The sequence below is a fragment of the Salinivibrio sp. ML198 genome (genome assembly GCF_001996015.1).
GTDB lineage: Bacteria > Pseudomonadota > Gammaproteobacteria > Enterobacterales > Vibrionaceae > Salinivibrio > Salinivibrio siamensis.
Map to the genome: position 1 here is coordinate 1 of NZ_MUEZ01000006.1, position 25442 is coordinate 25442.

Consider the following 25442-nt stretch of genomic DNA (forward strand, 5'->3'; position numbering starts at 1 on the left):
TCGTTTGGTCACTCAGTTCATCGAATAAATCTTTTTGTCTATTCTCAACGAGTGCCCACACAGATTGCATAGGTCAAATTGTTAAAGAGCGTGTTGACTGAGTGGTTGGCATTTCGTGACTTGCGTCTCGTTGCCCCGTCAACAGGAAGCGCAGTATAGAGATCTCAGTTTTTCCCGCAACCCCTAAACATAAAAAAAATGCGCCTTGCTACTCGTTTGTTCACAAAACAAACAAAAGTAGACAAAAGGCGCTTTTTTAGTCAGCAAGAACGGAAAGTGGCTGGTCTTCACCCGTTCTTATTTTCAATCACTCTTAGTGCGAATGCTGTTTTTCTTCCGCGCGTTCTTTAGCTCGGCAGTAACGTACAGAGCCCCACGCCATCAGCAGGAGTACAAAAGGTATCGCACCGGCTGTCCATTGTGCCCACGTATAATAGGCAAGTGTCTCTATGATGATGACATGGCCAAGGATCAATAAAGCCGCGCAGATTATCGCGACGACCATCATACTCAATTCTGATTTCATCCTTTTCCCCCTCAATGTTGTGTACGTGTTGAGTTTATCGAGGGAGACGCACGGTAGATTAGTACAGATAGTTCAGTATTCGGCTGTGACAGTTGAGTGCACAGATAAAGCTGAGATCGAGCTCGCAATCTGTGTGAGCCCCTCCAAGCTCTGACTATCATTGACCCCTTCGGCATTTTGCCTTCCCACAATCGAGACGTTCAGTCGAAAGCAGTGATTAAAGCGTCCGTCACTGGCAAATAGTGCACCCGGTGCGATTGTCACGCCATAAGGCCTGAGTGCTTGAAAGAGGTCGCGCGTATCGATGCCCTTATCGAGCATGATCCACAAAAAATAGCCGCCTGTAGGCTGACTCATCACCGTAGAGGGAGGTAAAAGTGCTTTTAGCCTTGTACGTATCACCTCATGGCGGGAAGACAATGTTTCGCGTAATCGCCGTAGGTGCGAGTCATACCCACCTTGCTTTAAATAATCGGCAATCGCCAATTGGTTAGGTGCGCCGACTGCCAAACTCGATACAGACTGGCGCTTCTCTATTTGCATCGCATAACAGCCTGCCGCTATCCAGCCAACCCGAAAACCCGGTGCGAGTTGTTTCGAAAACGAGCCACAGTGCAGCACACTACCCTGCGTATCGTAGGCTTTAAGCGGCATCGGCCTTGCCTCTGAGAAAAACAGCTCGCCATAGACATCATCCTCTATCAATGGCACTTGATACGCAGCGAGTATGCTGACCACATCTGGCCTGCGATGCGCTGGTATCGACGCGCCCGTGGGGTTATGGAAGTTGCTCATCAACCAACACGCACTGATCGAGTGGGACGCTAAGGCATGTTCCAGTGCATGGATATCGACCCCTGTTTCAGGATCAACCGCGACGGGAACGGCTTTAAGCTGTAAACGTTCGAGTGTCTGCAGCACCCCGTAGAACGCGGGGGCTTCAATAATCACCTTATCTCCTGGCTTCGTCACTGCCGCTAAAGACAGACTCAATGCCTCTATTGCCCCATTAGTAATAATGATTTCATCAATACTGACTTTAATTCCTTGGCGGAGATAACGCTGTGCAATCTGTCGACGTAGGCCGATATCGCCCGGCGGTAAAATCGTGAAGTGATCGGGATGAGAGGATTGACGCAGCACTCGCGCCATCGCGCGGCCAAGCGCTTGCATGGGAAATAACTGAGGATCAGGAAAAGCTGAACCAAATGGGTAGTACGCGCCTTTATGGCTAGCACTGATCACATCAAGCACATCCTGGTGGGTGTCGAGCCACTGAGATTGCGCTTGTGGTCGTGCCAATGCATCCACCGCGAGCTTGTTATAATGAGGCCGCACAAAAAAGCCAGAGCGCGGACGCGCCTCAACCCAACCATCGGCTTCTAATTGCTCATAAGCTCTCATTACCGTCATTGGGCTAACGTGTTGAAGCCGACTCATCTCCCTCACCGAAGGGATCCGATCACCGACTTGCCAAACACGCTGCTGAATTTGTGTTTCGATCCAGCTGGCAATGTCTCGATAACGCATTTGCACACTGCTACTCCCTGTTATTGCCCAGACGGCGATCATACCTTGGCAAGTAACAATTGGTGGGATGGAATGTAGCGGAGTGTGACCTGATCAGCGCTAATCCTTACCCACAACGAAAAAAGCCCCAGTCTTTTGACTGGGGCTTTTTTGGGATTTGGTGCCGAGAGAGGGACTTGAACCCTCACACCCGTTAAGGCGGCGGATTTTGAATCCGCTGCGTCTACCAATTCCGCCATCTCGGCAAGTGGGGGCAATTATACGTACCGACCTTTGGAGTGCAAGTAATAAAAATAAAAATCCGTTCGTTCGCACTATTTTTAACCAATTCAAGCCATTCAGCCACATTGGTGCTGAATTTGTCCCCAAAAGACATCGCAAAACCGAGGTATAAGCTTACTCACTGTCTGCCGGTCTATGCTAGGCTAGCACCGAATTGAGTACTGGGGTGTGAACAATCAAATGCAAACTTCTTCTATCGCTTGCCCAACCGCAGGCTTTTTCCGGCGTTTAGCCGCTTGGCTTTATGATCTCCTCGTCGTGGCGGCTTTGCTCATGCTCGCCGGAGGGGGAATGATGGCAATACTCGCCCTAGCACAAGTGCTAGGCATGTCGATTGCCCCTTACCAAGACATCAGTGATTTCTTAACCCATCACCCGATAGTCAATCCACTTTATACTGCGTATCTGGCCTGTGTCATCGGTGGTTTTTATGGCTACTTTTGGTGTAAAGCCGGACAAACGCTGGGCATGCGCGCGTGGCGGCTTAGGTTACAAAATACCGATGGCAGCAACATTCGTCCCACTCAAGCCATTATTCGTTTGGCCACTGCCTGCTTTGGCCTCGGGAATCTGGTTGTTCTTTTCGACATTAATAACCGTGCATTTCAAGACCACTTCGCCGAATGCGACATGATTGTGCTTCCCAAGCCCACTAAGAACAAAAAAGACTAATCACCTCTCTCGACTGGGCACCTGCTGCGTGCCCTCTCCTACCTATCGACTCACCGTTATAAATTGATATAAGACAATAAATGGGTTGATTTCTACCTATTCATCAATCCGTTATTTTTTAGGTTTTATTCATCACACGTAAAGCGACTGATTGACTAAATAATCAAAGCTCGCACATAAACTCATCATTAACTCAGCTTTCAGCACCGTAGAGGAAGCGAGCCCAACATCATTTAATCAATAAAAACCCAAGCCACACAAAAAGAGAAAGTAATAACTACGCATAAATAACAACACCACATTCAGTTTTATGGAGTTCACCTTTTTGGTGCTCCATTAACCACCTCTTCTTTTGTGAGATATCACTAAGAAGTGAAAAGGGAACCACTTTTACAATGAATGCAAAGCCATGTACCACGGCATAAAAATAATAAATAACGTGAAATTAACGGAATTACCTCAATACGTGTAGCGCACTATAGATGCTAATAAGAGGTATGAGGAGAAAGTATGAGTACTCACAGTGTTCCCGAAAAAAAAGGCTGGTTCTCGAACTTAAAGTTCCCGTCCGCCTATACCATTCTATTCATTCTTATCGCCGTCGTCGCCGCCCTGAGCTGGGTGGTGCCCGCCGGTCAGTATGAACGAGAGTATAATGAAGAGCTCGGTCGAGACGTTCCTATCTCAGGGACTTACGAACAGGTTGACAGTAACCCTCAAGGCATTGTCGATGTCCTGCTGGCTCCCATTGACGGTTTTTATAACCACCAAACGTATGAAGCGGCCGCCATTGATGTCTCGCTGTTCATTCTGATCATTGGTGGCTTTTTAGGGTTGGTCACCAAAACAGGTGCCATTGATGCGGGGATTGAACGCGTCACCAAGCGTCTAGAGGGACGCGAAGAGTGGATGATCCCCATTTTGATGGGCTTATTTGCCGCCGGGGGCACCATTTATGGCATGGCGGAAGAGTCCTTGCCTTTTTATACGCTACTTGTGCCTGTGATGATGGCTGCACGCTTTGACCCTGTAGTCGCAGCGGCGACGGTACTGCTTGGGGCAGGGATAGGTACGTTAGGCTCAACCATCAACCCGTTCGCCACTGTGATTGCAGCCAATGCCGCAGGGATCCCTTTCACTGATGGTATCCTCCTGCGTCTTGCGATCTTAGTCATTGGCTGGCTTATTTGTGTTGTCTATGTCATGCGCTATGCGCGCAAAGTACAAGCCGATCAGAGCCAATCGATCGTTTATGACCAGTATGAAAGTAATAAAAAACACTTCCTGGGCGAGCACGACGACAACCAAAGCCTTGATTTTACGGCCACACGCAAAGTGATACTGACTATCTTTGCCGGTGCCTTTGCCGTGATGATATATGGTGTTTCATCTCTTGATTGGTGGATGGCAGAGATCTCAGCCGTCTTCCTGGGGGCTGCCATCATCATTGGCCTGATTGCACGCATGAGCGAAGAGGAAATCACCACCAGCTTCATTGATGGGGCGAGAGACCTACTCGGTGTGGCGCTAATCATCGGCATTGCCCGCGGGATCGTGGTGATTATGGATAAAGGCATGATTACCGACACCATCCTCAATAGTGCCGAGAGTTTAGTCAGTGGTTTGTCGTCTTTCGTCTTTATTAACGTGATGTATTGGCTGGAAGTGTTACTGTCATTCTTGGTGCCTTCTTCATCTGGCTTGGCAGTGCTCACCATGCCAATTATGGCGCCATTGGCCGACTTTGCGAACGTTGGGCGAGAATTGGTAGTAACGGCCTATCAATCGGCTTCGGGGCTCGTCAATCTCGTTACACCTACCTCCGGCGTGGTGATGGGTGGCTTGGCCATTGCCCGCGTGCCTTATGCGAAATGGATAAAATGGGTCGCGCCGTTGCTTGGCATTCTTACCATTATGATCATGGCCATGCTTAGCCTTGGCGTCATGTTATAACATCAGACATCAACTAAGCGTAGAGCGCATTGCTATCAAGCAGTGCGCTTTTTTATTTCTCTCACGTCCCCTGCTATAACAGCACACTTCCCTACCCCGTTCACACCTCTATTACATTATTAACACAAAGCGATTTAATACCGATCGTCATCACAAATAGAAACAAAAATCGCTCGGCATTTGTTAAATATAAATACCACTAAAGATAATCATTCATTTAATGCGCATAAGGTGAAATAAAAATAAAACATAAAAGGCATAAAAAATACACATACCCTGCTAAAAACCTAGCATCATAAAAATAATATCGTTAAGCACGCAATAAAAGTGACTAAGTATTAAAAACCATTTTTTAATGCCGCCATAAATACCATTAACACAGAGTAAAAACCACGAAATGGAGGCAATGGTTTCAATGTGATCTAACTTCAAGTTCAACCGGCTCACCGCGTTAGAATAAATTTGTACCCAATAAAAAACCTGCACTTTTTATTTCCCTTCCGATAAAAAGCCAAGCAGAGATATACGGAGAAAGAAAGATGAACAACTTCTATGTCGGCTCTGAAATTGGTCAATTACGCACCGTGATGTTGCACCGCCCCGAGCGTGCTTTAACCCACCTCACCCCCTCGAACTGTCATGACTTACTTTTCGACGATGTTCTGTCAGTTGAACGTGCGGGTGAAGAGCATGACAAATTCGCTCAAACACTACGCGATCAGGGCGTTGAGGTGCTATTGCTGCAAAATCTGCTTGCCGAGACGCTGGATGTACCCGAAGCCAAAGCCTGGCTAATGAACCTTAAGATCTCGGACTATACCTTTGGTCCGTCATTTGCGAACGATATTCGCTGCTATCTCAATGATCTCCCTCACCACGAGCTCGCATCAATGTTCTTAGGAGGGCTGGCGTACTCCGAGCTACCGATTACCACGACCTCCATGTTACAAGCGATGCATGCCCCATCGGACTTTATCATTGACCCCCTGCCTAACCACTTATTCACACGTGATACCTCGTGCTGGTTATATGGTGGTGTGTCGATTAACCCCATGGCCAAACCGGCGCGTAAGCGTGAAACAAACCACTTGCGTGCGATCTACAAATGGCATCCTCGCTTTGCGAACGGCGACTTTATTACCTACTTTGGTGCACAAAACATCGACTACGACAATGCCACCATTGAAGGCGGCGATGTCACTGTCCTAGGGAAAGGCGTGGTATTGATTGGCATGTCTGAACGCACCACGCCACAAGGGGTGGAAAACCTCGCGTCCAGCCTGTTCAAACATGGACAAGCCAAGCAAGTAATTGCCATGGAGCTGCCAAAACATCGCTCTTGCATGCACCTAGATACCGTGATGACCCATATGCGTGAAGATACTTTCTCGGTGTACCCCGAAGTGATTCGCAAAGACATCAAATGCTGGAGTCTGACCGGTGACCGTAGCGGCCATCTCAATGTACGCGAAGAAGATTACTTCCTCACCGCCATCGAAAAAGCCCTCGATGTCGGCCCACTGAACCTGATCACTACCGGCGGCGATAGCTTCGAAGCGGAACGTGAACAGTGGAATGACGCCAACAATGTCTTGACCGTGCGCCCAGGTGTCGTCGTCGGCTACGAGCGTAACACTTATACCAATGAGAAATACGACAAAGCTGGGATCACTGTTCTATCCATTCCGGGTGATGAGCTGGGTCGCGGCCGCGGTGGCGCACGCTGCATGAGCTGCCCGATTCATCGTGATGGCATTTAATCCCCGAGCGGGCTGGGCACCTGGCTCAGCCCCCACCGACTGTAGAGAGTAAGACTATGAAAAAACCCACTGTCGTCGTGGCACTCGGAGGCAACGCCCTGCTTCGTCGAGGCGAACCTTTAGAAGCCGACATTCAACGTGCCAATATCGCCAAAGCGGCCAAAACCATTGCGGCTATCGGCGAACAATACAACGTGGTGCTCGTCCACGGTAATGGCCCTCAAGTTGGTTTACTGGCCCTGCAGGGGCTCGAATACAAATCCGTGACACCTTATCCTTTGGACGTGCTAGGTTCAGAAACCCAAGGCATGATTGGCTATATGCTGATGCAAGAGTTGCATAACTTAGCGCCAGACCAACACGTGTCTTGCATGCTGACCCAGATGACGGTCGATCCTAACGATCCTGCGTTTGCGAATCCCACCAAGCCAATAGGCCCGGTATATGACCAACAAGAGGCCGCCCAATTGGCCGAAAAGTATGGCTGGGATATTAAACCGGATGGCCAATATTATCGCCGTGTTGTGCCCAGCCCACAACCTACTGGGATTGTCGAAGACGACGCTATCGCGAGCCTCATCGACCAAGGGCACTTAGTGATTTGTACGGGAGGGGGCGGTATCCCTGTGATCCAAGAAGGGACCCAGCTAAAAGGCATCGAGGCTGTCATTGACAAAGACATGTCTGCCGCCTTCCTCGCCCGTCAAATCAATGCCGATGCGCTGCTTATTTTGACCGATGCCGAAGCGGTTTACCTCGATTATGGTGAGCCAAGTCAACGCGCACTTGCCGACACAACGCCCGATGATCTCAGCCAATATACCTTCGATGCTGGCTCTATGGGGCCAAAAATCGATGCCTCCTGCGAGTTTATTCGCCAAGGCGGCAAGCTAGTAGGTATTGGCGCCCTCGAAGATGGCCTTGCTATCTTGGCAGGCCAAGCTGGCACACGTATTCGTCCACACTCAGTCAATAACAACAATATTTCCCACGGCCAGCCTACCCCTGCACAGGCCTGAGACCAATAACAAAGAGGATTGCCCACTATGGCTTTTAATCTACGCAACCGTAACTTCCTAAAATTACTGGATTTCACTCCTCGTGAGATCCAACACTTTATCGATATGGCCATTGAGCTGAAAAAAGCGAAATACAATGGCTACGAAACGCCCCGTCTAAAAGGCAAAAACATCGCCCTTATCTTTGAAAAAGCGTCAACACGCACCCGCTGTGCCTTTGAAACCGCTGTTTTTGATCAAGGCGGCCAAGTGAGCTACATCGGCCCAACGGGGTCACAAATTGGCCATAAGGAGTCGATGAAGGACACCGCACGCGTATTGGGTCGGATGTATGACGGCATTGAATACCGCGGCTTTGGCCAAGACATTGTGGAAGAGCTGGGTGAGTTCGCAGGGGTACCTGTCTGGAATGGATTAACCACAGAGTTCCACCCCACCCAAATTTTAGCGGACTTGATGACCATGCTCGAGCATGGACGCGGCAAGCAACTGCACGAAATGCGCTTTGCTTACTTAGGCGATGCCCGAAACAACATGGGGAACTCTCTGATGGTGGGTGCCGCTAAAATGGGGATGGACATCCGCTTAGTGGCTCCGAAAGCATTCTGGCCAGAAGAAGAGCTAGTCGCACAGTGTCGTGCTATCGCCGAAAAAACCGGCGCACGCATTACGCTGACCGAAGAGGTACAAGAAGGCGTGAAAGATTGTGACTTCTTGTATACCGACGTCTGGGTGTCGATGGGTGAGTCTAAAGAAGCGTGGGATGAACGCGTTGCGCTCATGAAGCCCTATCAAGTCAATATGGATGTCGTGAAAGCCACTGGCAACCCGCACGTGAAATTCATGCACTGTCTTCCTGCCTTCCACAATAACGAAACCACAGTGGGGGCAGAAATCGAAGAAAAGTATGGGTTAAAAGGCCTAGAAGTCACAGAAGATGTGTTTGAGTCAGACTGCTCAATTGTGTTTGATGAAGCAGAAAACCGTCTCCACACCATCAAAGCGGTGATGGTCGCCACCCTTGGCGATTAACGCCACCTGAGCGAGGGCGCCGAGTGGCGCCCTACTTCTCAATATTGACACCACCCAGTGACACCCATCAAAGTTTCATTTAAAAGCAACTGATAGCATATGAGATTGAATCACGCATTATTAGCTTTATGCGCTGATATTGACGTGAAATGCCGTTTATTATAAGGGGTTGCCCGTGGTTAATGATGCAATTCTATCGGTAAAAACGACCACTCCGGAGGACGATATCCTCTCTGCGTGTCGACACCTGCTGCAAACGCAAAGCTTTACCACCCAAGATGCCGTTCGCCAGCAATTGGTTCAACTCGGCTATCTTGATGTCAGCCAGTCGACCGTTTCACGCCTATTATCCAAGCTCGGGGTCGCCAAAGTACCCAATGCGCATGGACAAAAAGTCTACGCACTCAGCGGAGATATGGAGCCTGTCTACGCGGTGTCTTCTGTCGGCTCACAAATCGATGACATCACCTGTAGCCAAGCCATGGTGGTAGTGAAAACCCACCCAGGCGGCGCCCAGTTGATCGCTCGCTTACTCGACTTGCACCGACATCCTTTGATCTTAGGAACGGTAGGCGGGAACGATACTGTCCTGGTCGCACCACGCCAGCTCAATGAGCTTGCCGCCTGCGAGCAAGTGGTTCGAGACCGCCTTGCCCCTGAGTAAACGGCTTTACGTGGCAAGCTAACCGTTGCAGACTATAGGTGTCGCTTTTTATAACAAAGGAACAGACAATGACCCAAGTACTGCAAACCGAGCAGGCGCCAGAAGCTATCGGTCCGTATTCGCAAGGCGTTGACCTTGGCAACATGGTGCTGACCTCAGGCCAAATCCCCGTCAACCCAGTGACTGGCCAGATCTCTCCTGAAATCACCGCACAAACACGTCAGTCTCTCGACAACGTCAAAGCGGTGGTAGAAGCTGCTGGGCTTAAAGTGAATGATATTGTTAAGCTCACCGTGTTTGTCAAAAACATGGAAGACTTTGCGGATGTCAACAAAGTGTATGGTGCGTTCTTTGATGAACACGGTGTGGAAAGCTACCCTGCTCGTTCATGCGTTGAGGTCGCACGCCTGCCCAAAGACGTTGATATCGAAATTGAAGCGATTGCGGTGCGCCAAGCCTAATTGGTAAGCGACGGCAACGAAAAGCTATTTCAGCGAAAAGCTAATTCCAGCGAAGAGCTACTTCCTGCGAAAAGCTAATGCAAAAGCGGCGCCTCCAGGCGCCGCTTTTTTTTGTCGTGATGGCATAGCGCACGCTTATCAACCGCGCGCCATCACATCGATACGTGATAAAACGTCAGCAAACCAAGCGGTGAAGCGCTCGGGGGCGTCCATCATCGCCTGCTTGACTTCATCTTCAGACCACCAGCGACAGTCTGCTACCTCATCCGGGTTAGGGATCATGTCGACATGGTTGACTTCACAGGCGATGACTTGATCCAATTCATGCTCTATCAACCCGTTATCCAACTCGGCACGGTATTCAAACCAAGGTCCCATGGTAAAATCAAGCGGGCGCGCTATCCCTAACTCTTCATACAGGCGCCGTTTTGCCGCCGCCGCAACCGGCTCATCTTGTTTGGGGTGCGAGCAGCATGTATTGGTCCACAATCCACCACTATGATACTTATCGAACGCGCGACGCTGTAGCAAGTACTCACGCTCACCCTGCTCATTGCAACGAAACAACATCACTGAGAAGGCCATGTGCAGCCATCCTTGCTGATGGGCCTCCAACTTTTCAGCGATCCCTTGAGGTTCACCGCTCGGTGAGACCAAAACCACATGGTGGCGCTGGGTTGAAGTCATAAACCTATCCTCAATTAGCGAACGCCTTGATTGCGCTCCGCCACTTCTGCATCAAGTTGTTCGAGCTTGCTTTTCATCACCTGGTGGCAATGCTTCGCGAGGTCACGGACATTGTCTTTATCGTAGCCTGTTGACGAAATTGGCGCCATCACTTCAACAATCACATGGCCGTTGTTCCAGCGGTTCGCTTTTAGGTGGTGCGTGGAGCTACATACTATGGGAATCAAGGGGACGTTCGCACCGATCGCCGCATGAAATGCGCCGGTTTTAAAGGGCAATAATCCGCGCCCGCGTGAACGTGTTCCTTCGGGAAATAACCATACGCTCAACTGTTTGGCTCGGATTTTCTCTGTGACCTGCGCAATGGTTCCCATGGCTTTACTGCGATTGGCACGATCAATCAATACATTGCCCGTGAGCCAATAGAGCTGACCAAAAATGGGGATCCATAACAGGCTTTTCTTACCCACGGTGACCGCGCCAGGCATCAACGCATTCGATAAGGTTACCATATCCCAATTGCTTTGGTGGTTGGCGATACACACGCTAGCGCCAGGCTCACGAGGTGCCTCTTCTGCGAAGCGCAGTTCAAGGCTAATCCCGAACAAACCAGAGAGGCGTCCAAACCACTTACTGATATGGTAGCAATTACGAGGGTTGCGAGGGCTTAACAAGCAATACAAACCACCAAAAACAAACAGCAAAACAGCGACAATCAATAAAGCCAGCAGTCGCACGACAAAAATCATTTCTCTCTCCAAAGAGCAGGCGTGAAAGGCGAGTCAGTATACCGATTCAGCGCAAAAATGCACCCACACCGCCCCTAGGTTCAGGGGCGGTAGCAACTTAGTGCTCGGGCAGGATTTCGATTTGATCGACGCGCTGGAGACCACGCGGCAGCATACTGCCTCGTCGACCTCGCTCGCCACGATAATGAGTGAGATCATCCGGTTTTAAGGTCAGTTTGCGCTTCCCTGCGTGCAAGGTCACCCCGGCATTGGCCGGCACCACATACAGTTGGCTTAACACCTCTTCACGTGACTTGGCACGTGCGCCAGGAATATTAATGATCTTATTCCCTTTCCCTTTACTCAGTTGCGGAAGCTCATGGACCGGGAACACCAACATGCGGCCTTCATTGGAAATCGCGACAATCAAATCGCTTTCCAAATCACCCACCTGGCGCGGTGGCATCACTTCGGCTTGATCTGGAACCGTCAATAAGGCTTTACCGCTGCGGTTTTTGGAGAGCATATCCGCTTGCTTGCACACAAAACCATAACCGGCGTCCGAGGCCACCAAGGTGAGCTGCCCCTCATCCGCCATTAATACATGACGAATAGACGAGCCTGGGGTGATATTAATTCGCCCGGTAATCGGCTCACCTTGGCTGCGCGCGGATGGCAAGGTGTGCGACTCTATGGCATAGCTGCGACCATCAGACCCCAGGAAAACCGCGGGTTGGTTACTTTTGCCCGGTGCCGCGTCGAGGAACTTATCGCCTGCTTTGTAATTAAGGCCAGTGGCATCCACATCATGCCCTTTGGCATGGCGGATCCACCCTTTATCTGAGAGCACCACAGTGATGGGTTCGCTGGGGACCAAATCACGCTCAGTTAACGCTTTGGCCTCCGCTCGCTCAACCAGCGGTGAACGACGGTCGTCCCCGTATTTTTCCGCATCCGCGAGGATTTCTTTTTTGATTAAGGTGTTTAAGCGACGATCTGAGCCGAGCAGCTTCTCTAGCTTATCGCGCTCTTTGCTCAATTCATCTTGCTCACCACGGATCTTGATTTCCTCAAGCTTGGCTAACTGGCGTAATTTGATCTCAAGGATCGCTTCTGCCTGTTTCTCGCTCAAACCAAAACGTGCAATCAGCTCGGCTTTAGGCTCATCCTCACTGCGGATGATCTCAATCACCTCGTCAATGTTTAGGTAAGCGGCCAGTAAGCCTTCTAGAATATGCAGGCGGGCGAGGACTTTTTCTAACCGGTGCTCAAGGCGGCGTCTCACCGTCTGGCGGCGGAACGTTAACCACTCAGATAAGATGCCATGTAACCCCTTAACTTGTGGGCGTCCATCCAGGCCAATCATATTAAGGTTAACGCGGTAGTTCTTCTCTAGATCGGTCGAGGCGAACAAGTGATCCATCAGTTGATCACAATCGACACGGTTAGAGCGCGGCACAATCACAATCCGAGTGGGGTTTTCATGATCCGACTCATCACGCAGATCGTCTACCATCGGCAGCTTTTTCGCCCGCATTTGATTGGCGATTTGCTCTAGCAGCTTAGCGCCCGATACTTGATGAGGCAGCGCAGTAATCACAATTTCATTGCTTTCTTTATGCCAAAGCGCGCGCATTTTGATAGAGCCCCGTCCGCTAGCATAGAGCTTTTTCAAATCTGACTTCGGCGTGATCACTTCCGCTTCGGTAGGGTAGTCAGGTCCCTGTACATGCTCCAGTACACCGTCTAAGTCCAAGCTCGGCTTATCGATCATTGCGGCCAAGGCGTTGGCAAGCTCACGCGCATTGTGTGGCGGAATATCCGTTGCCATCCCTACCGCAATACCGGTGATCCCATTGAGGAGAATATGCGGTAAGCGTGCCGGCAGGGTTTTAGGCTCTTTCATGGTGCCATCAAAATTAGGCCCCCATTCAACCGTCCCTTGCCCGAGTTCTTGCAGCAACACTTCAGAGAAACGCGATAAGCGTGATTCCGTGTAACGCATCGCCGCAAACGATTTAGGATCGTCAGGCGCGCCCCAGTTACCCTGACCATCCACCAGCGGATAACGATAGGAAAACGGCTGAGCCATCAATACCATGGCCTCGTAACACGCCGAGTCGCCATGAGGATGGTATTTACCCAGTACATCCCCGACAGTACGCGCCGATTTTTTATATTTTGCCGTGGCGGATAGCCCCAGCTCTGACATCGCGTAAATGATCCGGCGCTGCACTGGCTTTAAGCCATCGCCGATAAACGGCAGTGCGCGATCCATGATGACGTACATCGAGTAATTGAGGTATGCGTCCTCAGTGAACTGGCGCAGAGCAAGTTGCTCTACCCCATCATAAGTCACCTCTGTCATGCGAATAAGATCCCGTTATAGTGATTTAGATATCGATAAGCTCGGCCATATCGCCTTTTTGCTGCAGCCAATGGCGGCGATCCTCTGCCCGTTTTTTACCCAGCAGCATATCCATCAGTTGCTGCGTCTGCTCATCATCATCAATAGTGAGCTGAACCAGGCGACGAGTATTGGGATCCATGGTGGTTTCACGCAGCTGTAACGGGTTCATTTCCCCCAAACCTTTAAAGCGTTGCACATTGATTTTGCCGCGTTTATTGCTCAAACGCTCAAGGATCCCTGCTTTTTCATCTTCATCCAAGGCATAAAAGACCTCCTTGCCACAATCGATGCGGTAAAGTGGCGGCATTGCCACATACACATGACCAGCCTGAACCAAGGCTCTAAAGTGTTGCATAAAGAGTGCACATAGCAAGGTCGCAATATGTAAGCCATCGGAGTCCGCATCGGCGAGGATGCAGATTTTATCGTAACGAAGATTACCCAAGTCCCCAGAATCAGGGTCAATACCCAACGCCACAGAGATATCATGTACTTCTTGGGAGGCCAATACTTGGTCTGCGGAGACTTCCCATGTATTGAGGATCTTGCCTCGAAGCGGCATCACCGCTTGAAATTCGCGATCCCGAGCCTGCTTAGCTGAGCCACCCGCTGAGTCCCCCTCGACCAAAAATAGCTCGGTACGACTTGAATCTTGCATCGCACAGTCAGTCAGTTTGCCAGGCAGCGCTGGGCCTGATGCCACTTTCTTACGCACCACCTTCTTCGCGGCACGCATGCGGCGATGGGCACTGGCAATACACACTTCCGCCAAACGCTCAGCAAGGTGTGGGCGCTCGTTCAGCCACAGGCTAAAGGCATCTTTGACCACCCCAGACACAAACGCCGCACATTGGCGAGAGGACAAGCGCTCTTTGGTTTGCCCCGCAAACTGTGGGTCTTGAATCTTAACCGACAGCACGTACGCACAGCGCTCCCAAATATCATCGGCGGTCAGCTTTACGCCGCGAGGGAGAAGGTTACGGAACTCACAGAATTCGCGCATCGCTTCCAGCATCCCTTGGCGCAAGCCATTTACATGCGTGCCACCTTGTGCCGTTGGGATCAGGTTGACATAGCTTTCTGTCGTTAGCTCGCCCCCTTCTGGCAACCAAATAACCGCCCAATCCGCGGCTTCGGTCTGGCCACTGAATTCGCCGATAAAAGGTGTTTCCGGCAGAACTTCATAGCCTTTGACACTGTCAGCGAGGTAGTCTTTCAACCCATCCTGGTAACACCAGGATGTGGTCTCATCGGTGTTTTTATCAGTGAGATTGACCGTCAGTCCCGGGCACAGCACTGCCTTGGCTTTTAAGATGGTTTTAAGACGGGCCAGTGAAAACTTGTCAGAATCAAAAAATTGGCCATCTGGCCAAAAGTGAACGCGCGTGCCACGGTTGCGACGACCACAGGTGCCCGTCACGGTTAAATCTTGTACTTTGTCGCCGTTTTCAAAGGCAATATCATACACTTGACCATCGCGCTTAACGGTAATCTCTACCCGATGAGACAGCGCATTCACTACGGAGATACCCACCCCGTGTAAACCACCGCTAAATTGGTAGCTTTTGTTGGAGAACTTACCGCCCGCATGCAGTTTGCATAGAATCAGCTCAACCCCAGAGACGCCCTCTTCGGGGTGAATATCAACCGGCATACCACGACCATCATCAATCACTTCCAGTGATTGGTCGGCATGGAGAATCACATCAATCTTGCTGGCATGGCCGGCTAACGCTTCATCGACACTGTTATCGATGACTTCCTGCCCAAGATGGTTAGGGCGACTGGTATCTGTGTACATACCGGGGCGTCGGCGCACGGGCTCGAGCCCATTGAGGACTTCTATCGATCCTGCGTTATAGTTTTGTTCTGTCATAATCGATTGGCTTAATAAATGTGATGACATGGTCAGCAAGGGGGATCCGCTTGTCAAGCGCGGCGCCAGATTGCCACAAGTTTCTGTGAGCTGCTATCCGTCTGCTGTGACGTAGCGGCTAAGATAGCACGAGCTTGCGTCTGTGTGCCTCTGTTTCAATGCCTCTAGCCTGATGGCGCGCTAGATACCAAGAAATTGGAGAATATCCCCACAGTAACGTTCAAAGCCGACAAAGCTATGATCGCCTCCCGGCTCAACCGTTTGTTGACTGGCACTGAATTTTGCCACTGCTTGGCGATAGTCCAGCACTTCATCACCTTCCTGTTGCAATAACCAAAATTGCTCAGGATGAGATAAGACCGGCACATCAATCTCATGCAAGGCGTTGATATCGGCAGCCTCGAGGGTGTAGCGTTCTTGGGTGTAAGGATTAACCTGTTCCCCAACATAATCTTGCAAGAGTTCGTAAGGGCGAACCGCGGGGTTAACCAGTACAGCGGGCAGTTGATAACGCTCACTCAGCCAGGTGGCTAAAAAGCCTCCTAAAGAACTTCCCACCAAACCCAACTGATGGGTTTCGCTAAAGCGCGTGATCAGTTCATTCAGTAACTGCACGGTGGGCTCAGGGTGACTGGGCAGTTGTGGCACCAACACCTCAATATCAGGACGATGCTGGGCGCAATAGTCTTGCATCTGTCTCGCCTTTAACGATTGCGGCGAGCTGTTGAAGCCATGAAGATAAAGCAACGCTGATGGCATGATTAATATCCGCTGGAGTCGAAGTCTGGCCGAAAGTGCTGACCGGTTACACGCGCCACTTGCGTTTCTACGCGCCCGTCGGCATACAGCTCAAGCCAGCGCCAACCTGGATTTTGGTTATCGAGCGCAAAGTCGTGTGAGTCTGGCATAAACTGGATACAGGTGGAGGGCGCCGCCATCACACGCGCACCTTGATAACGCACATCCAAGGCCTGATGAATATGCCCACACACCACAATTTTCGCTTGAGGATGACGCGCCATCACTTGCCAGAATGCCTCTCGGTTTGCCAATTTATGCTGATCCAACCAAGTGCTTCCTGCATCCAACGGATGATGGTGCAGCAACACCAATGCATGGCGCTCAGGATGCGCGCTTAAGTGTGTATCCAAAAGGTTCAGTTGCGCTTGTGATAATTCGCCGTGCGGTACACCAGCCACCTGACTGTCGAGCAGCACCATTTGCCAATGCTCCCCCAACAGAACTTGCGAGCAAGAACGAAGGGTATTTGACTGTAATACCGCGCTCATTTCTGGCTGATAATCATGATTACCCGGTAGCCAAAAGCAAGGCTGTGACCACCGGGCGATACCGTCGACAAAACGGCGATACGATAAAGCGGAGTGATCTTGAGACAGATCCCCCGTGGCAATAATGGCGTCGAAAGTCGGGTCAGTGGCACTGATGGCATCCAGCACCGCATGGTAGCTGCGAAGCGTATTAATACCCAGCAAGCTACCCTGCTCACTCGCGAACAGGTGTGTGTCGGTGATTTGCAAAAGACGAATACAATCGCCGTCGGCGTTATCTATCTGGCAAGACTGCAACGTTGAAAATACCTTTGCTGGTTTAGTTTAACGATGATTTATACATAGGATCAGACGCCACCACGCCACGGCGTAGGCAGTGGCCAAGCCAATCCGATAAAAATGCATTAACCTGATGTTTTTCGTCGCGCTGATGCATGCGCGGATTCGGGTAATCATAACGTGGTTTTAAGCGTGAAATCTGCTGCGTGGTACACACTTCCGCGACCCGTGCATCGTGATACAAGCGCACTGTCAGGTTAGCACGTAAGTAATCCGGCGCGGCGCCTGGGCTCAACTGAGCAATATCCAGTAAGGTGGTATAGCGGGTTGACTCACGCACGACCAAAGCATATTCCTGCCCTTGGATATCGTATCGACACACCTGTCCCACCTCGTCACGCTTGGGCATCAAACGGACAAGTTTGGCGTAGTTGGTTTCATACAAGCGCATCATCGCTGGTAAGTCGACACGATATTCTGTTTTCACACACACCTACTGTCTATTTACTGTTTTGTTCATTATAGCTTTGACGCAAGCGACTGGCATTGAGTTCCAACCATTGCAACGCAATGATTGAGGCGGCGTTTTCAATCTCACCATCAACCACCTTTTGATAGGCGTGTTGGCGAGATAATCGATGCACCAAAATGTCTTCATTTTCACTGTCGAGGCCGTGCACGCCTTCCGCTTCCGAGGCATCAACAATTGCGACAAACACATCCAACTGTTCAGAACAGCCACCAGAGCTGGATAAATAACGGGTAACACGCTCCATTTGATGCAGTAATAGCCCCGCTTCTTCCCGCGCTTCACGGTGGGCAACCTGCTCGGGGGATTGGTCTTTGTCTATCATCCCAGCCACAATTTCGAGTTGCCATGGTGTCGCGCCTGCTGCCATCGCCCCCACGCGGATTTGCTCAAGCATCACCACTTCATCACGTACGGGATCATAGGGTAAAACAGCCACCGCATGGCCACGTTCAAACAACTCCCGCACCACAGAGCCACTCCAGCCGCCTTCAAACAAGCGATGACGAAACTGATAGCGCTGAATGGAAAAGAAACCTTGATAAAGCGAAGAAATATCCTCGATCACAATATCGTCGCGATCGAATTGTCCAGGCGGATAGTCTGACATGCGGGCTCCTTATCCTCGATGACACGAGCTGACGAATTGAAATGCTGAGTCACGCCTATACCCACTGGCCTGTGCCGAGCGGCAACGCGCGTCTTTCTAGCAAACCATAAACTTAACTTTTTTGATAAAAGTTACAACTATTTTTCAGTCCCATTTGCAAATTGGATAGTTTACACTCAATGTCCTAACAAATTGTCAGTTTCACGCAAGCATAATTGCGGTAAGCTAGTGACCGTCTATTTATCTAATCGCACAGATTCAGGGATTCCATCTATGAAAAAATTGCTCCCTTTGGCGTTAAGCTTGGCACTCGGCAGCGTAAGCAGTGCAGCCCTTGCCGATGATCTCGCCCAAATTTATCAACAAGCGAAGCAAAGCGATCCCACTCTTAATCAAGCGGCCGCCGAGCGCGACGCAGCGTTTTCTGCTGTGGATGCCACTCGTGGCACCTTGCTACCACAAATAGCATTAAATGCGGGATACGCCATTACCCGCAATGACAGCGACGATCAGCGTGACGTCGACACCACCAGCGCCGATATCAGCTTAAGCCAACAGGTTTTCAAACGTGATAGCTGGGTCAACCTGGATATCAGTGAAATGCAGGCGCGCCAGCTAGATGCGACCTATGCGGCGCAGCAGCAAGGATTAATGCTGCGCGTGGCACAAGCCTATTTTGACGTCTTGCGCGCCATGGACAAGCTTGAGTTTATTCAGGCAGAAAAAGCGGCCGTGGGCCGTCAGCTTGAGCAAACCAAGCAACGTTTTGAAGTGGGCCTTTCGGCGATTACCGATGTGCATGACGCCCAAGCGCAATACGATGCCGTACTGGCCGATGAAATTTTGGCCGAAAATGCGCTCACCAACAGCTATGAGGGCTTGCGTGAGATCACCGGCCAAGCCCCACATGACTTGCGTGTGCTCGACACTGACCGCTTTAGTGCCAGTAACCCGCAGCAGCAACCGGCAGCACTGGTCAAAGTCGCCGAAGAGAAAAATCTCGAGTTACTCGCCAACCGCATTGCCCGTGATACCGCCAAAGAGCAGATTAAGCTGGCCAAAACCGGTCACCTGCCCACGCTGACCTTCAGCGCACAATACGGGATGACGGATAGCGATAATCAGCACAGCGATGTTTATTCCTCTGATTACAACCAAGGCACTGCCAGCCTCGATTTTAGCTTGCCACTGTTCACCGGCGGCAGCACCTCGGCCAATGTGGAAAAGGCGCAGCATGAGTATGTGGCCGCGTCACAAAGTCTTGAAGCCAAATACCGCAGCACGGTAAAAGATGTGCGCGCTTTCTATAACGACATCAATGCCTCAATTGGTGCGCTGCGTGCCTATGAGCAAACCGTAGTCTCTGCACGCTCAGCGCTAGAAGCCACTGAAGCAGGTTTTGAAGTGGGTACTCGTACCATTGTCGATGTGTTGGATGCTACGCGTCGCCTTTACGATGCCAACCGCAACCTCTCCAATGCGCGCTACGACTATATTCTAAGCCGTTTACGTTTACACCAAGCCATGGGCACCTTGTCTGAGCAAGACTTGCTCGATATTAACCAAGGGCTGGTTAAGCAAGAGTGATTCACGCTTGAGGCTTTAGTATGCAAAAAGGTGCCGACGGGCACCTTTTTTATTGTCATGAGTTGAAAGGGCAAGGCGCTATTGACCACGTCGAATCGACTCAATGATTTCTGTGGTAGAACAGCCATCTTCAAAATTAAGCACTTTGACCTCTCCTCCGTTGGAGAGCACCGCCTCGGCACCAGCAATCTCGTTGACCTGATAATCACCGCCTTTAACGAGCAAATCGGGCAAGACTTCGCCAATCAGGCGCGCAGGCGTTTCTTCTCCAAAAGGAACCACCCAATCGACCGCGCCCAGCCCTGCCAGCACCGCCATCCGTCGATCGGTTGGATTGACCGGACGGCCAGGCCCTTTCAGCGCTTGGACTGATGCATCCGTGTTGACGGCAACAATAAGTCGATCGCCCAGTTTGGCTGCTTCATTGAGGTACGCCACATGGCCTGCGTGCAAAATATCAAAGCAGCCATTGGTCATCACCACTTTCTCACCTCGCCCTTGGGCGACGTGCACCGCATCAATCAACTGCGCTTCGGTTGTTACGCCAAAACCAGACTCGTGCGAGCCATGTACCGCTTCGGTAAGCTCGATAGTAGAGAGGGTTGAGGTACCCAACTTACCCACTACCACGCCGGCCGCAGCGTTAGCCAGCGCACAGGCTTGCTCTATCGGTTTGCCCGCGGCCAATGATGCCGCCAATACCGATATCACGGTATCCCCCGCCCCTGTGACGTCGTACACTTCTTTGGCAAGCGTTGGCAAGTTCAGCGGCGCGGCATCAGGGCGCAGCAATGTCATCCCATGTTCACTGCGGGTGACCAGCAACGCACCAAGCTCGTATTGCTTGATCAACGCCAGGCCTTTTTCTTCCAAGCTTTGATCGTCCGTCACAGTGCCTGCCACCGCTTCAAACTCTGCCATATTTGGCGTCAGTAAGCTCGCCCCTCGATATCGCTCAAAATCCGTGCCTTTAGGGTCAACCAAGGTGGTGACACCCGCTTGTTTGGCGGCCTGAATCAATGTTTGCACCTCGGCTAATGCCCCTTTGGCATAGTCCGATAAGATCATCGCCTGCGCCTTGGGCAGTGCCGCCTCGACTTTAGCCAGCATGGGTGCCACATCCACACCCGCAAAACCCTCTTCAAAATCCAGACGAATCAACTGCTGGTTACGGCTCATTACCCGAAGCTTAGTAATAGTGGGATGCGAGTCTAGCGCCACAAAATCACAGTTAACATTTAACGAGTCGAGGGTTTGTGTGAGCGCATCAGCCTGTTCATCCTTCCCGGTCAGACCAATCAGCTGGGTATGCCCACCTAAGGCTGCGATATTCATCGCCACGTTCGCTGCGCCACCTGGGCGCTCTTCCGTTTGATTGATCTTCACTACAGGCACGGGCGCTTCTGGAGAAATGCGTCCCGTCGGTCCATACCAATAGCGATCGAGCATCACATCGCCGACGACCAGAACATTGGCTTGGCTATAATCAGGAAGGCTGAGTTTCATCTGGATCTCCGAATACTGTCGTTACCGAGCGATAGTAGCATAGCCATAGGCTAAATGGGGGGCTCACAGGCGTATGCTGCGCACAATCTCAACACTCACCGCACACACTCGCGCAGGACAGCGCCAAGAATTTACTCTACAATAGCGCGGGCCTCACGGCTCTTTCTGGTTTGGTTTTCATGAGTCATTAACGCTATGAGCGATTTTTCAGCCCCCACTTTTAGCATTGGGTTTCTTCACCCTCGCTATCTTCATACCTGGCTCGGCGTCGGGTTAATGTATCTGGCTAGCTGGCTGCCTTATCGCGTCCAATTTTATATGGGCCGCAGCTTGGGTCACTTGATGCATACACTAATGAAACGCCGCGTTAAAATTGCCGATCGTAACCTAGCGCTGTGCTTTCCAGAGATGACGCCCGCTAACCGCGCTGCGATGGTGAAAGAAAATTTTGCCAACGCCGGCCTTGCCTTGTTCGAGACTGGTATGGCGTGGTTTTGGCCCAAATGGCGAATCAACAAGCATGTCACCATTGAAGGATTAGACACCCTGCTTGAGCTTGAACAACAAGGCAAAGGGGTGCTTTTAATTGCCGTGCACTCTCTAAATTTAGAGATTGGCGCGCGCGGCTTAAGCGAACAAACGCCTGGCGTGGGGGTGTATCGCCCCAATACCAACCCTGTGTATGACTGGTTTCAGTTCCGTGGCCGGATGAAGCGTAATATTGGCGTCGATCGCAAAGACGTTAAGTCGATGATCCATTACCTCAAAGAGGGTCATCGCATGTGGTATGCACCCGATCACGATTATGGTCGCCGCCGCTCCACATTCGCACCACTGTTTGCGGTCAAACAAGCTTGTACCACCACAGGCACCAGTTTGCTGACCCATGCCGGCCACGCCACCGTGGTACCATTTTCTGTGGTGAGAGAACGGCGGCTTGGCCAATACCGCGTTAAAATTGACCCACCAATAGCCGATTTCCCTAAAGAAGCGCATGCCGCAGCGGTGATCACTAACCAAGCGGTTGAACGACTGATCCTACGCGCTCCAGAGCAATATATGTGGTTGCATCGGCGTTTTAAAACCCGCCCAGAGGGTGAGTCTTCCTTATACGAGGGAATCTAGCCCTATATAGGCCGCCAATCGCGGCCTCATTATTGCGCCTTACGCTGCGAGTCTGCTTGCCCATCAAACCACTGTTGCCAGGCTTGCTGCACGATTTCACGCTCATCGATAAAGGCATCAGCCTCCACCTGCCCACTTTCACCAGCTAGGTGGCTACGGTGGAGCGCATTGCGCATCCGCGTATAGGCCGACTTTAATCCCGCCGCCTGCGTCAGTGGCATCACTCTCAGCTCTCCGGCTTGCTCAAAAATACGCGCGTTATCGCTATATCGGGTAAGCGCCGGTTGACTGGCACTGTTGCCGAGCACTAAGTATTGCGCCAAGAACTCGATATCAGTGATCCCACCGGCGTCTTGTTTGATGGAGAAGGTATCTTTTTGTCCTGTCGCTTTATGCTGACGCATTTTTTCACGCATGCCACTGACTTGCTCTCGCAGCGTATCGATGTCTCGTGGCGTGGTGAGAATGCGATGACGGACCTGGGTAAAGCCGGACTCTAGCTTAGGATCACCATATATCATGCGTGCACGCACCAGTGCCTGGTGCTCCCATGTCCACGCCTCTTTTTGTTGGTAATCAGCATAAGCTTCGAGCGTGCTCACCAGCATCCCGGAGGTGCCGGAAGGGCGAAGGCGTGTGTCAATGTCATAGAGCACCCCAGAGGGAGTACGCGTAGAGAAAAGATGGACGATACGCTGAGCAAGACGCAGATAAAACTGCCGACCATCAATCACTTTACGACCGTCAGTCTCAATATCCGCGGGGCAGTCATGGAGAAAAACCACATCGAGGTCAGAATTATAACCCAGCTCCCATCCGCCTAACTTGCCGTAACCAATCACCGCAAAACCTCGGCCCTCGCGCTCGCCCAAGTGTGTCGGTTGGCCATATTTTTCCACCATTTGGTGCCACGCCTGATTGACCACCGCCTCCACAATCGCTTCGGCCAAGTAAGTCAAGTGATCACTGACGCGCATCACAGGTAGCACACCGGCGATATCCGCCGCGGCAATTTTTAATAACTGAACTTGCTTAAACTGACGCACCGCCTCCATTTGTTGCTCCATATCCTCAACGGGGATACGAGCAAGATAATCGCGTAATTCGCTGCGATAGGCATCCGGCGCCAAGGGTTGGTACAAATGGGTTAAATCAAGCAGCTCATCCAGTAGCAAAGGGTAGCGCGCCAACTTTTCTGCCACCATCGGGCTGGCCGTACAAAGTCGTAACAGCTGATCAATCGCCCCGGGGTGCTCATCCAACAGCTCTAAGTAGGTGGTGCGCGTCGAGATATTGAGTAACAGGTGGGTGATATGTGGCAGCACCTGCTGTGGTTGCGGTAACGTCAGTAGCTTACTTAACATGACGGGCATCAAACGGTTGAGCACCTCACGTCCTCGAGGGCCCACAGTGCGCTTAGCCAGCTCTTGTTTAAACGCTAATAACTGCTCAGCAATATTGGTGTCCGGTAAATCTAAGCCTGCTAAGATCAAGTGGGCGTTTTCTACATCGCGCGCCATCGCCCATAGATCGTGATACTCAGTATCGACGTCCGTGTCTGTTTCTTGCTCATCTTCGCCAATCAAGCCGGAAAACACCTGATTAACCGCTTGCATATGCTGGGTGATGTCGGCCTGTAAGCGCGTCCAGTCATTGACCCCCATGGCGTGACAAAGCCGCTCACGATCAAGGTCGTTATCGGGCAGGGTCTGCGTTTGGTTGTCATCAATGGCTTGTAGGAGGTTTTCAACGCGACGCAAATAGCAATACGCGGCCTTTAATTGGCTCACCTCAGCGGTAGGCAATAATTCCAGTTCCGCAATCGCATCTAAGGTGTCGAGCAAGCCGCGCTGACGCAAACTGGGCTCTCGGCCGCCACGAATAAGCTGAAACGACTGAGCAATAAATTCAATCTCACGAATCCCCCCCGCACCAAGCTTAATATTATCCGTTAAGCCACGCCGACGTACCTCTCGTTGGATTAACTGTTTCATCCGCCGCAACGCTTGAATGGCACTAAAATCGATGTAACGACGGAAGACAAACGGGCGTAGCATCTGCCGTAGCGTTTGATAGCAGTCATACTGATCTTTCCCCATGACGCGCGCTTTCACCATCGCATAGCGCTCCCAATCACGCCCTTGTTCTTGGTAGTAATCTTCGAGTGCGGAAAAGCTCATCACTAAAGGGCCACTATCCCCAAAGGGACGAAGACGCATATCAACCCGATAACAAAAACCGTCCACCGTGGGTTGATCAAGCGCTTTGATCAAGCGCTGCCCTAGCCGGGTAAAGAACTGGGCATTGGCGATGCTTTTTCTCGCGCCCTGGGTTTCTCCCGCCTCAGGGTAAGTAAAGATCAGGTCGATGTCTGAAGAGAAGTTGAGCTCGCCACCACCAAGTTTGCCCATGCCCAAAATCAGCATCGGCTGCGGCTCCCCCTCGGGGCTCATGGGTGTGCCCCAGTCGTGACAGCCGCGCTGATAGAGCCATTGATAAGCTGATAATATTTGCGCTTCCGCAAGGGCTGATAGATGCTGTAAACCTTGCTCAACCGGCCAATGATTGTGGATTTCCTGCCACGCAATCCATACGAGCTCACGCTGGCGGTGCTGACGGAGTTGACGGTGAAACTCGCTCTCATCCGTCACCGCTTCCAACGCCTGACTCAACTCAGCTTGGTATGTCTGCTCACGCGAGGCTTGCTGGCGATGCTGATACAGCCAGTCGAGAAGTCCAGAGGTTTGGGTTAATGCCTTGGCGACAAACTCGCTACACGCTAAAGCCTGCTCGAGTTGCTCACGCGCCGTGCCTTGCCACTGCGGCACGGCCTCCGGGGCAAATTCATTTAATCGTATCCAGTGCTGATGCAAGCAAGCGGCAAGAGAGTCAGAGAGTACCATGGGCAGTCCTTTTG

The 25442-nt window shown here is 51.3% G+C and carries 21 protein-coding genes and 1 tRNA gene; 9 read left to right on the plus strand and 13 right to left on the minus strand.

Annotated features, from left to right (window positions below; translation table 11 throughout):
* Positions 1–313 precede the first annotated feature (313 nt).
* The 3 genes from BZG25_RS05295 to BZG25_RS05305 form a co-directional block, all read right to left on the minus strand.
* Positions 314–526, minus strand: a complete 213-nt coding sequence (locus BZG25_RS05295) for a hypothetical protein (RefSeq protein ID WP_046074225.1) — start codon at positions 524–526, stop codon at positions 314–316.
* 72 nt (positions 527–598) lie between these two features.
* Positions 599–2056: a PLP-dependent aminotransferase family protein gene (locus BZG25_RS05300; RefSeq protein ID WP_227486529.1), complete on the minus strand. Its 1458-nt coding sequence runs from the start codon at positions 2054–2056 to the stop codon at positions 599–601.
* A gap of 158 nt (positions 2057–2214) precedes the next feature.
* Positions 2215–2301: transfer RNA gene (locus tag BZG25_RS05305), tRNA-Leu, on the minus strand.
* 217 nt (positions 2302–2518) lie between these two features.
* Between BZG25_RS05305 and BZG25_RS05310 the strand changes: the two genes are divergently transcribed.
* The 7 genes from BZG25_RS05310 (at position 2519) to BZG25_RS05345 (ending at position 9899) form a co-directional block, all read left to right on the plus strand.
* Positions 2519–3010 carry an RDD family protein gene (locus tag BZG25_RS05310; protein WP_077578849.1) on the plus strand — a complete coding sequence of 164 codons (492 nt, stop codon included), beginning with the start codon at positions 2519–2521 and terminating at the stop codon, positions 3008–3010.
* Positions 3011–3520: 510 nt separating this feature from the next.
* A complete protein-coding gene (locus tag BZG25_RS05315) occupies positions 3521–4963 on the plus strand; it encodes a YfcC family protein (protein WP_046074226.1) in 1443 nt (480 codons plus the stop codon).
* Between the two features lie 539 nt (positions 4964–5502).
* Entirely contained in the window at positions 5503–6723 is a 1221-nt protein-coding gene (gene arcA / locus BZG25_RS05325) for an arginine deiminase (protein ID WP_046074228.1), read from the plus strand.
* Between the two features lie 56 nt (positions 6724–6779).
* The gene (gene arcC, locus BZG25_RS05330; RefSeq protein WP_077606366.1) at positions 6780–7742 is read left to right on the plus strand and encodes a carbamate kinase; all 963 of its coding nucleotides are present in this window, start codon (positions 6780–6782) and stop codon (positions 7740–7742) included.
* A 27-nt stretch (positions 7743–7769) separates the two neighbouring features.
* Positions 7770–8774, plus strand: coding sequence for an ornithine carbamoyltransferase (argF, locus tag BZG25_RS05335; RefSeq protein WP_046074230.1), 1005 nt, complete (start codon positions 7770–7772; stop codon positions 8772–8774).
* Between the two features lie 175 nt (positions 8775–8949).
* Complete coding sequence (locus tag BZG25_RS05340; protein ID WP_077578772.1) at positions 8950–9438, plus strand: arginine repressor; 489 nt, start codon at positions 8950–8952, stop codon at positions 9436–9438.
* Positions 9439–9506: 68 nt separating this feature from the next.
* The gene (locus BZG25_RS05345) at positions 9507–9899 is read left to right on the plus strand and encodes a RidA family protein (protein WP_069361728.1); all 393 of its coding nucleotides are present in this window, start codon (positions 9507–9509) and stop codon (positions 9897–9899) included.
* 138 nt (positions 9900–10037) lie between these two features.
* Here BZG25_RS05345 and idi read toward each other — a convergent pair whose 3' ends face one another.
* The 8 genes from idi to nudF all read right to left on the minus strand — a co-directional run bounded on the left by idi (position 10038) and on the right by nudF (position 18307).
* Positions 10038–10586, minus strand: coding sequence for an isopentenyl-diphosphate Delta-isomerase (gene idi, locus BZG25_RS05350; protein WP_077638639.1), 549 nt, complete (start codon positions 10584–10586; stop codon positions 10038–10040).
* Positions 10587–10600: 14 nt separating this feature from the next.
* Complete coding sequence (locus BZG25_RS05355; protein ID WP_077638640.1) at positions 10601–11335, minus strand: 1-acylglycerol-3-phosphate O-acyltransferase; 735 nt, start codon at positions 11333–11335, stop codon at positions 10601–10603.
* 97 nt (positions 11336–11432) lie between these two features.
* Complete coding sequence (gene parC / locus BZG25_RS05360; RefSeq protein WP_077606367.1) at positions 11433–13682, minus strand: DNA topoisomerase IV subunit A; 2250 nt, start codon at positions 13680–13682, stop codon at positions 11433–11435.
* Between the two features lie 25 nt (positions 13683–13707).
* Positions 13708–15600, minus strand: a complete 1893-nt coding sequence (parE, locus tag BZG25_RS05365; RefSeq protein ID WP_077578850.1) for a DNA topoisomerase IV subunit B — start codon at positions 15598–15600, stop codon at positions 13708–13710.
* A gap of 180 nt (positions 15601–15780) precedes the next feature.
* Positions 15781–16359, minus strand: coding sequence for an esterase YqiA (yqiA, locus tag BZG25_RS05370; RefSeq protein ID WP_077638641.1), 579 nt, complete (start codon positions 16357–16359; stop codon positions 15781–15783).
* A 2-nt stretch (positions 16360–16361) separates the two neighbouring features.
* Complete coding sequence (gene cpdA / locus BZG25_RS05375; RefSeq protein WP_077578776.1) at positions 16362–17186, minus strand: 3',5'-cyclic-AMP phosphodiesterase; 825 nt, start codon at positions 17184–17186, stop codon at positions 16362–16364.
* 22 nt (positions 17187–17208) lie between these two features.
* Complete coding sequence (locus BZG25_RS05380) at positions 17209–17655, minus strand: DUF1249 family protein (protein WP_077459426.1); 447 nt, start codon at positions 17653–17655, stop codon at positions 17209–17211.
* Between the two features lie 13 nt (positions 17656–17668).
* The gene (gene nudF / locus BZG25_RS05385) at positions 17669–18307 is read right to left on the minus strand and encodes an ADP-ribose diphosphatase (protein WP_046074238.1); all 639 of its coding nucleotides are present in this window, start codon (positions 18305–18307) and stop codon (positions 17669–17671) included.
* A 273-nt stretch (positions 18308–18580) separates the two neighbouring features.
* Here nudF and tolC point away from each other — a divergent pair, with 273 nt between their 5' ends.
* On the plus strand, positions 18581–19894 hold the full coding sequence (tolC, locus tag BZG25_RS05390; RefSeq protein ID WP_077638642.1) for an outer membrane channel protein TolC: 1314 nt from the start codon (positions 18581–18583) through the stop codon (positions 19892–19894).
* Between the two features lie 78 nt (positions 19895–19972).
* Here the strand turns inward: tolC and hldE are convergent, their stop codons facing one another.
* Positions 19973–21400 carry a bifunctional D-glycero-beta-D-manno-heptose-7-phosphate kinase/D-glycero-beta-D-manno-heptose 1-phosphate adenylyltransferase HldE gene (gene hldE / locus BZG25_RS05395; RefSeq protein ID WP_077638643.1) on the minus strand — a complete coding sequence of 476 codons (1428 nt, stop codon included), beginning with the start codon at positions 21398–21400 and terminating at the stop codon, positions 19973–19975.
* 195 nt (positions 21401–21595) lie between these two features.
* Here hldE and lpxL point away from each other — a divergent pair, with 195 nt between their 5' ends.
* Positions 21596–22525 (plus strand): LpxL/LpxP family Kdo(2)-lipid IV(A) lauroyl/palmitoleoyl acyltransferase, encoded by a 930-nt coding sequence (lpxL, locus tag BZG25_RS05400; RefSeq protein WP_077638644.1) that lies wholly within the window; start codon positions 21596–21598, stop codon positions 22523–22525.
* 29 nt (positions 22526–22554) lie between these two features.
* Here lpxL and glnE read toward each other — a convergent pair whose 3' ends face one another.
* Entirely contained in the window at positions 22555–25428 is a 2874-nt protein-coding gene (glnE, locus tag BZG25_RS05405; RefSeq protein WP_077638645.1) for a bifunctional [glutamate--ammonia ligase]-adenylyl-L-tyrosine phosphorylase/[glutamate--ammonia-ligase] adenylyltransferase, read from the minus strand.
* Positions 25429–25442 lie beyond the last annotated feature (14 nt).

Excerpts from the sequence above, each read along its gene's own strand:
- BZG25_RS05295 (WP_046074225.1), bottom strand. The coding sequence starts at position 526 with ATGAAATCAGAATTGAGTATGATGGTCGTCGCGATAATCTGCGCGGCT.
- BZG25_RS05300 (WP_227486529.1), bottom strand. The coding sequence starts at position 2,056 with ATGCGTTATCGAGACATTGCCAGCTGGATCGAAACACAAATTCAGCAG.
- BZG25_RS05310 (WP_077578849.1), top strand. The coding sequence starts at position 2,519 with ATGCAAACTTCTTCTATCGCTTGCCCAACCGCAGGCTTTTTCCGGCGT.
- BZG25_RS05315 (WP_046074226.1), top strand. The coding sequence starts at position 3,521 with ATGAGTACTCACAGTGTTCCCGAAAAAAAAGGCTGGTTCTCGAACTTA.
- arcA (WP_046074228.1), top strand. The coding sequence starts at position 5,503 with ATGAACAACTTCTATGTCGGCTCTGAAATTGGTCAATTACGCACCGTG.
- arcC (WP_077606366.1), top strand. The coding sequence starts at position 6,780 with ATGAAAAAACCCACTGTCGTCGTGGCACTCGGAGGCAACGCCCTGCTT.
- argF (WP_046074230.1), top strand. The coding sequence starts at position 7,770 with ATGGCTTTTAATCTACGCAACCGTAACTTCCTAAAATTACTGGATTTC.
- BZG25_RS05345 (WP_069361728.1), top strand. The coding sequence starts at position 9,507 with ATGACCCAAGTACTGCAAACCGAGCAGGCGCCAGAAGCTATCGGTCCG.
- idi (WP_077638639.1), bottom strand. The coding sequence starts at position 10,586 with ATGACTTCAACCCAGCGCCACCATGTGGTTTTGGTCTCACCGAGCGGT.
- BZG25_RS05355 (WP_077638640.1), bottom strand. The coding sequence starts at position 11,335 with ATGATTTTTGTCGTGCGACTGCTGGCTTTATTGATTGTCGCTGTTTTG.
- parC (WP_077606367.1), bottom strand. The coding sequence starts at position 13,682 with ATGACAGAGGTGACTTATGATGGGGTAGAGCAACTTGCTCTGCGCCAG.
- parE (WP_077578850.1), bottom strand. The coding sequence starts at position 15,600 with ATGACAGAACAAAACTATAACGCAGGATCGATAGAAGTCCTCAATGGG.
- yqiA (WP_077638641.1), bottom strand. The coding sequence starts at position 16,359 with ATGCCATCAGCGTTGCTTTATCTTCATGGCTTCAACAGCTCGCCGCAA.
- nudF (WP_046074238.1), bottom strand. The coding sequence starts at position 18,307 with ATGTCAGACTATCCGCCTGGACAATTCGATCGCGACGATATTGTGATC.
- tolC (WP_077638642.1), top strand. The coding sequence starts at position 18,581 with ATGAAAAAATTGCTCCCTTTGGCGTTAAGCTTGGCACTCGGCAGCGTA.
- hldE (WP_077638643.1), bottom strand. The coding sequence starts at position 21,400 with ATGAAACTCAGCCTTCCTGATTATAGCCAAGCCAATGTTCTGGTCGTC.
- lpxL (WP_077638644.1), top strand. The coding sequence starts at position 21,596 with ATGAGCGATTTTTCAGCCCCCACTTTTAGCATTGGGTTTCTTCACCCT.
- glnE (WP_077638645.1), bottom strand. The coding sequence starts at position 25,428 with ATGGTACTCTCTGACTCTCTTGCCGCTTGCTTGCATCAGCACTGGATA.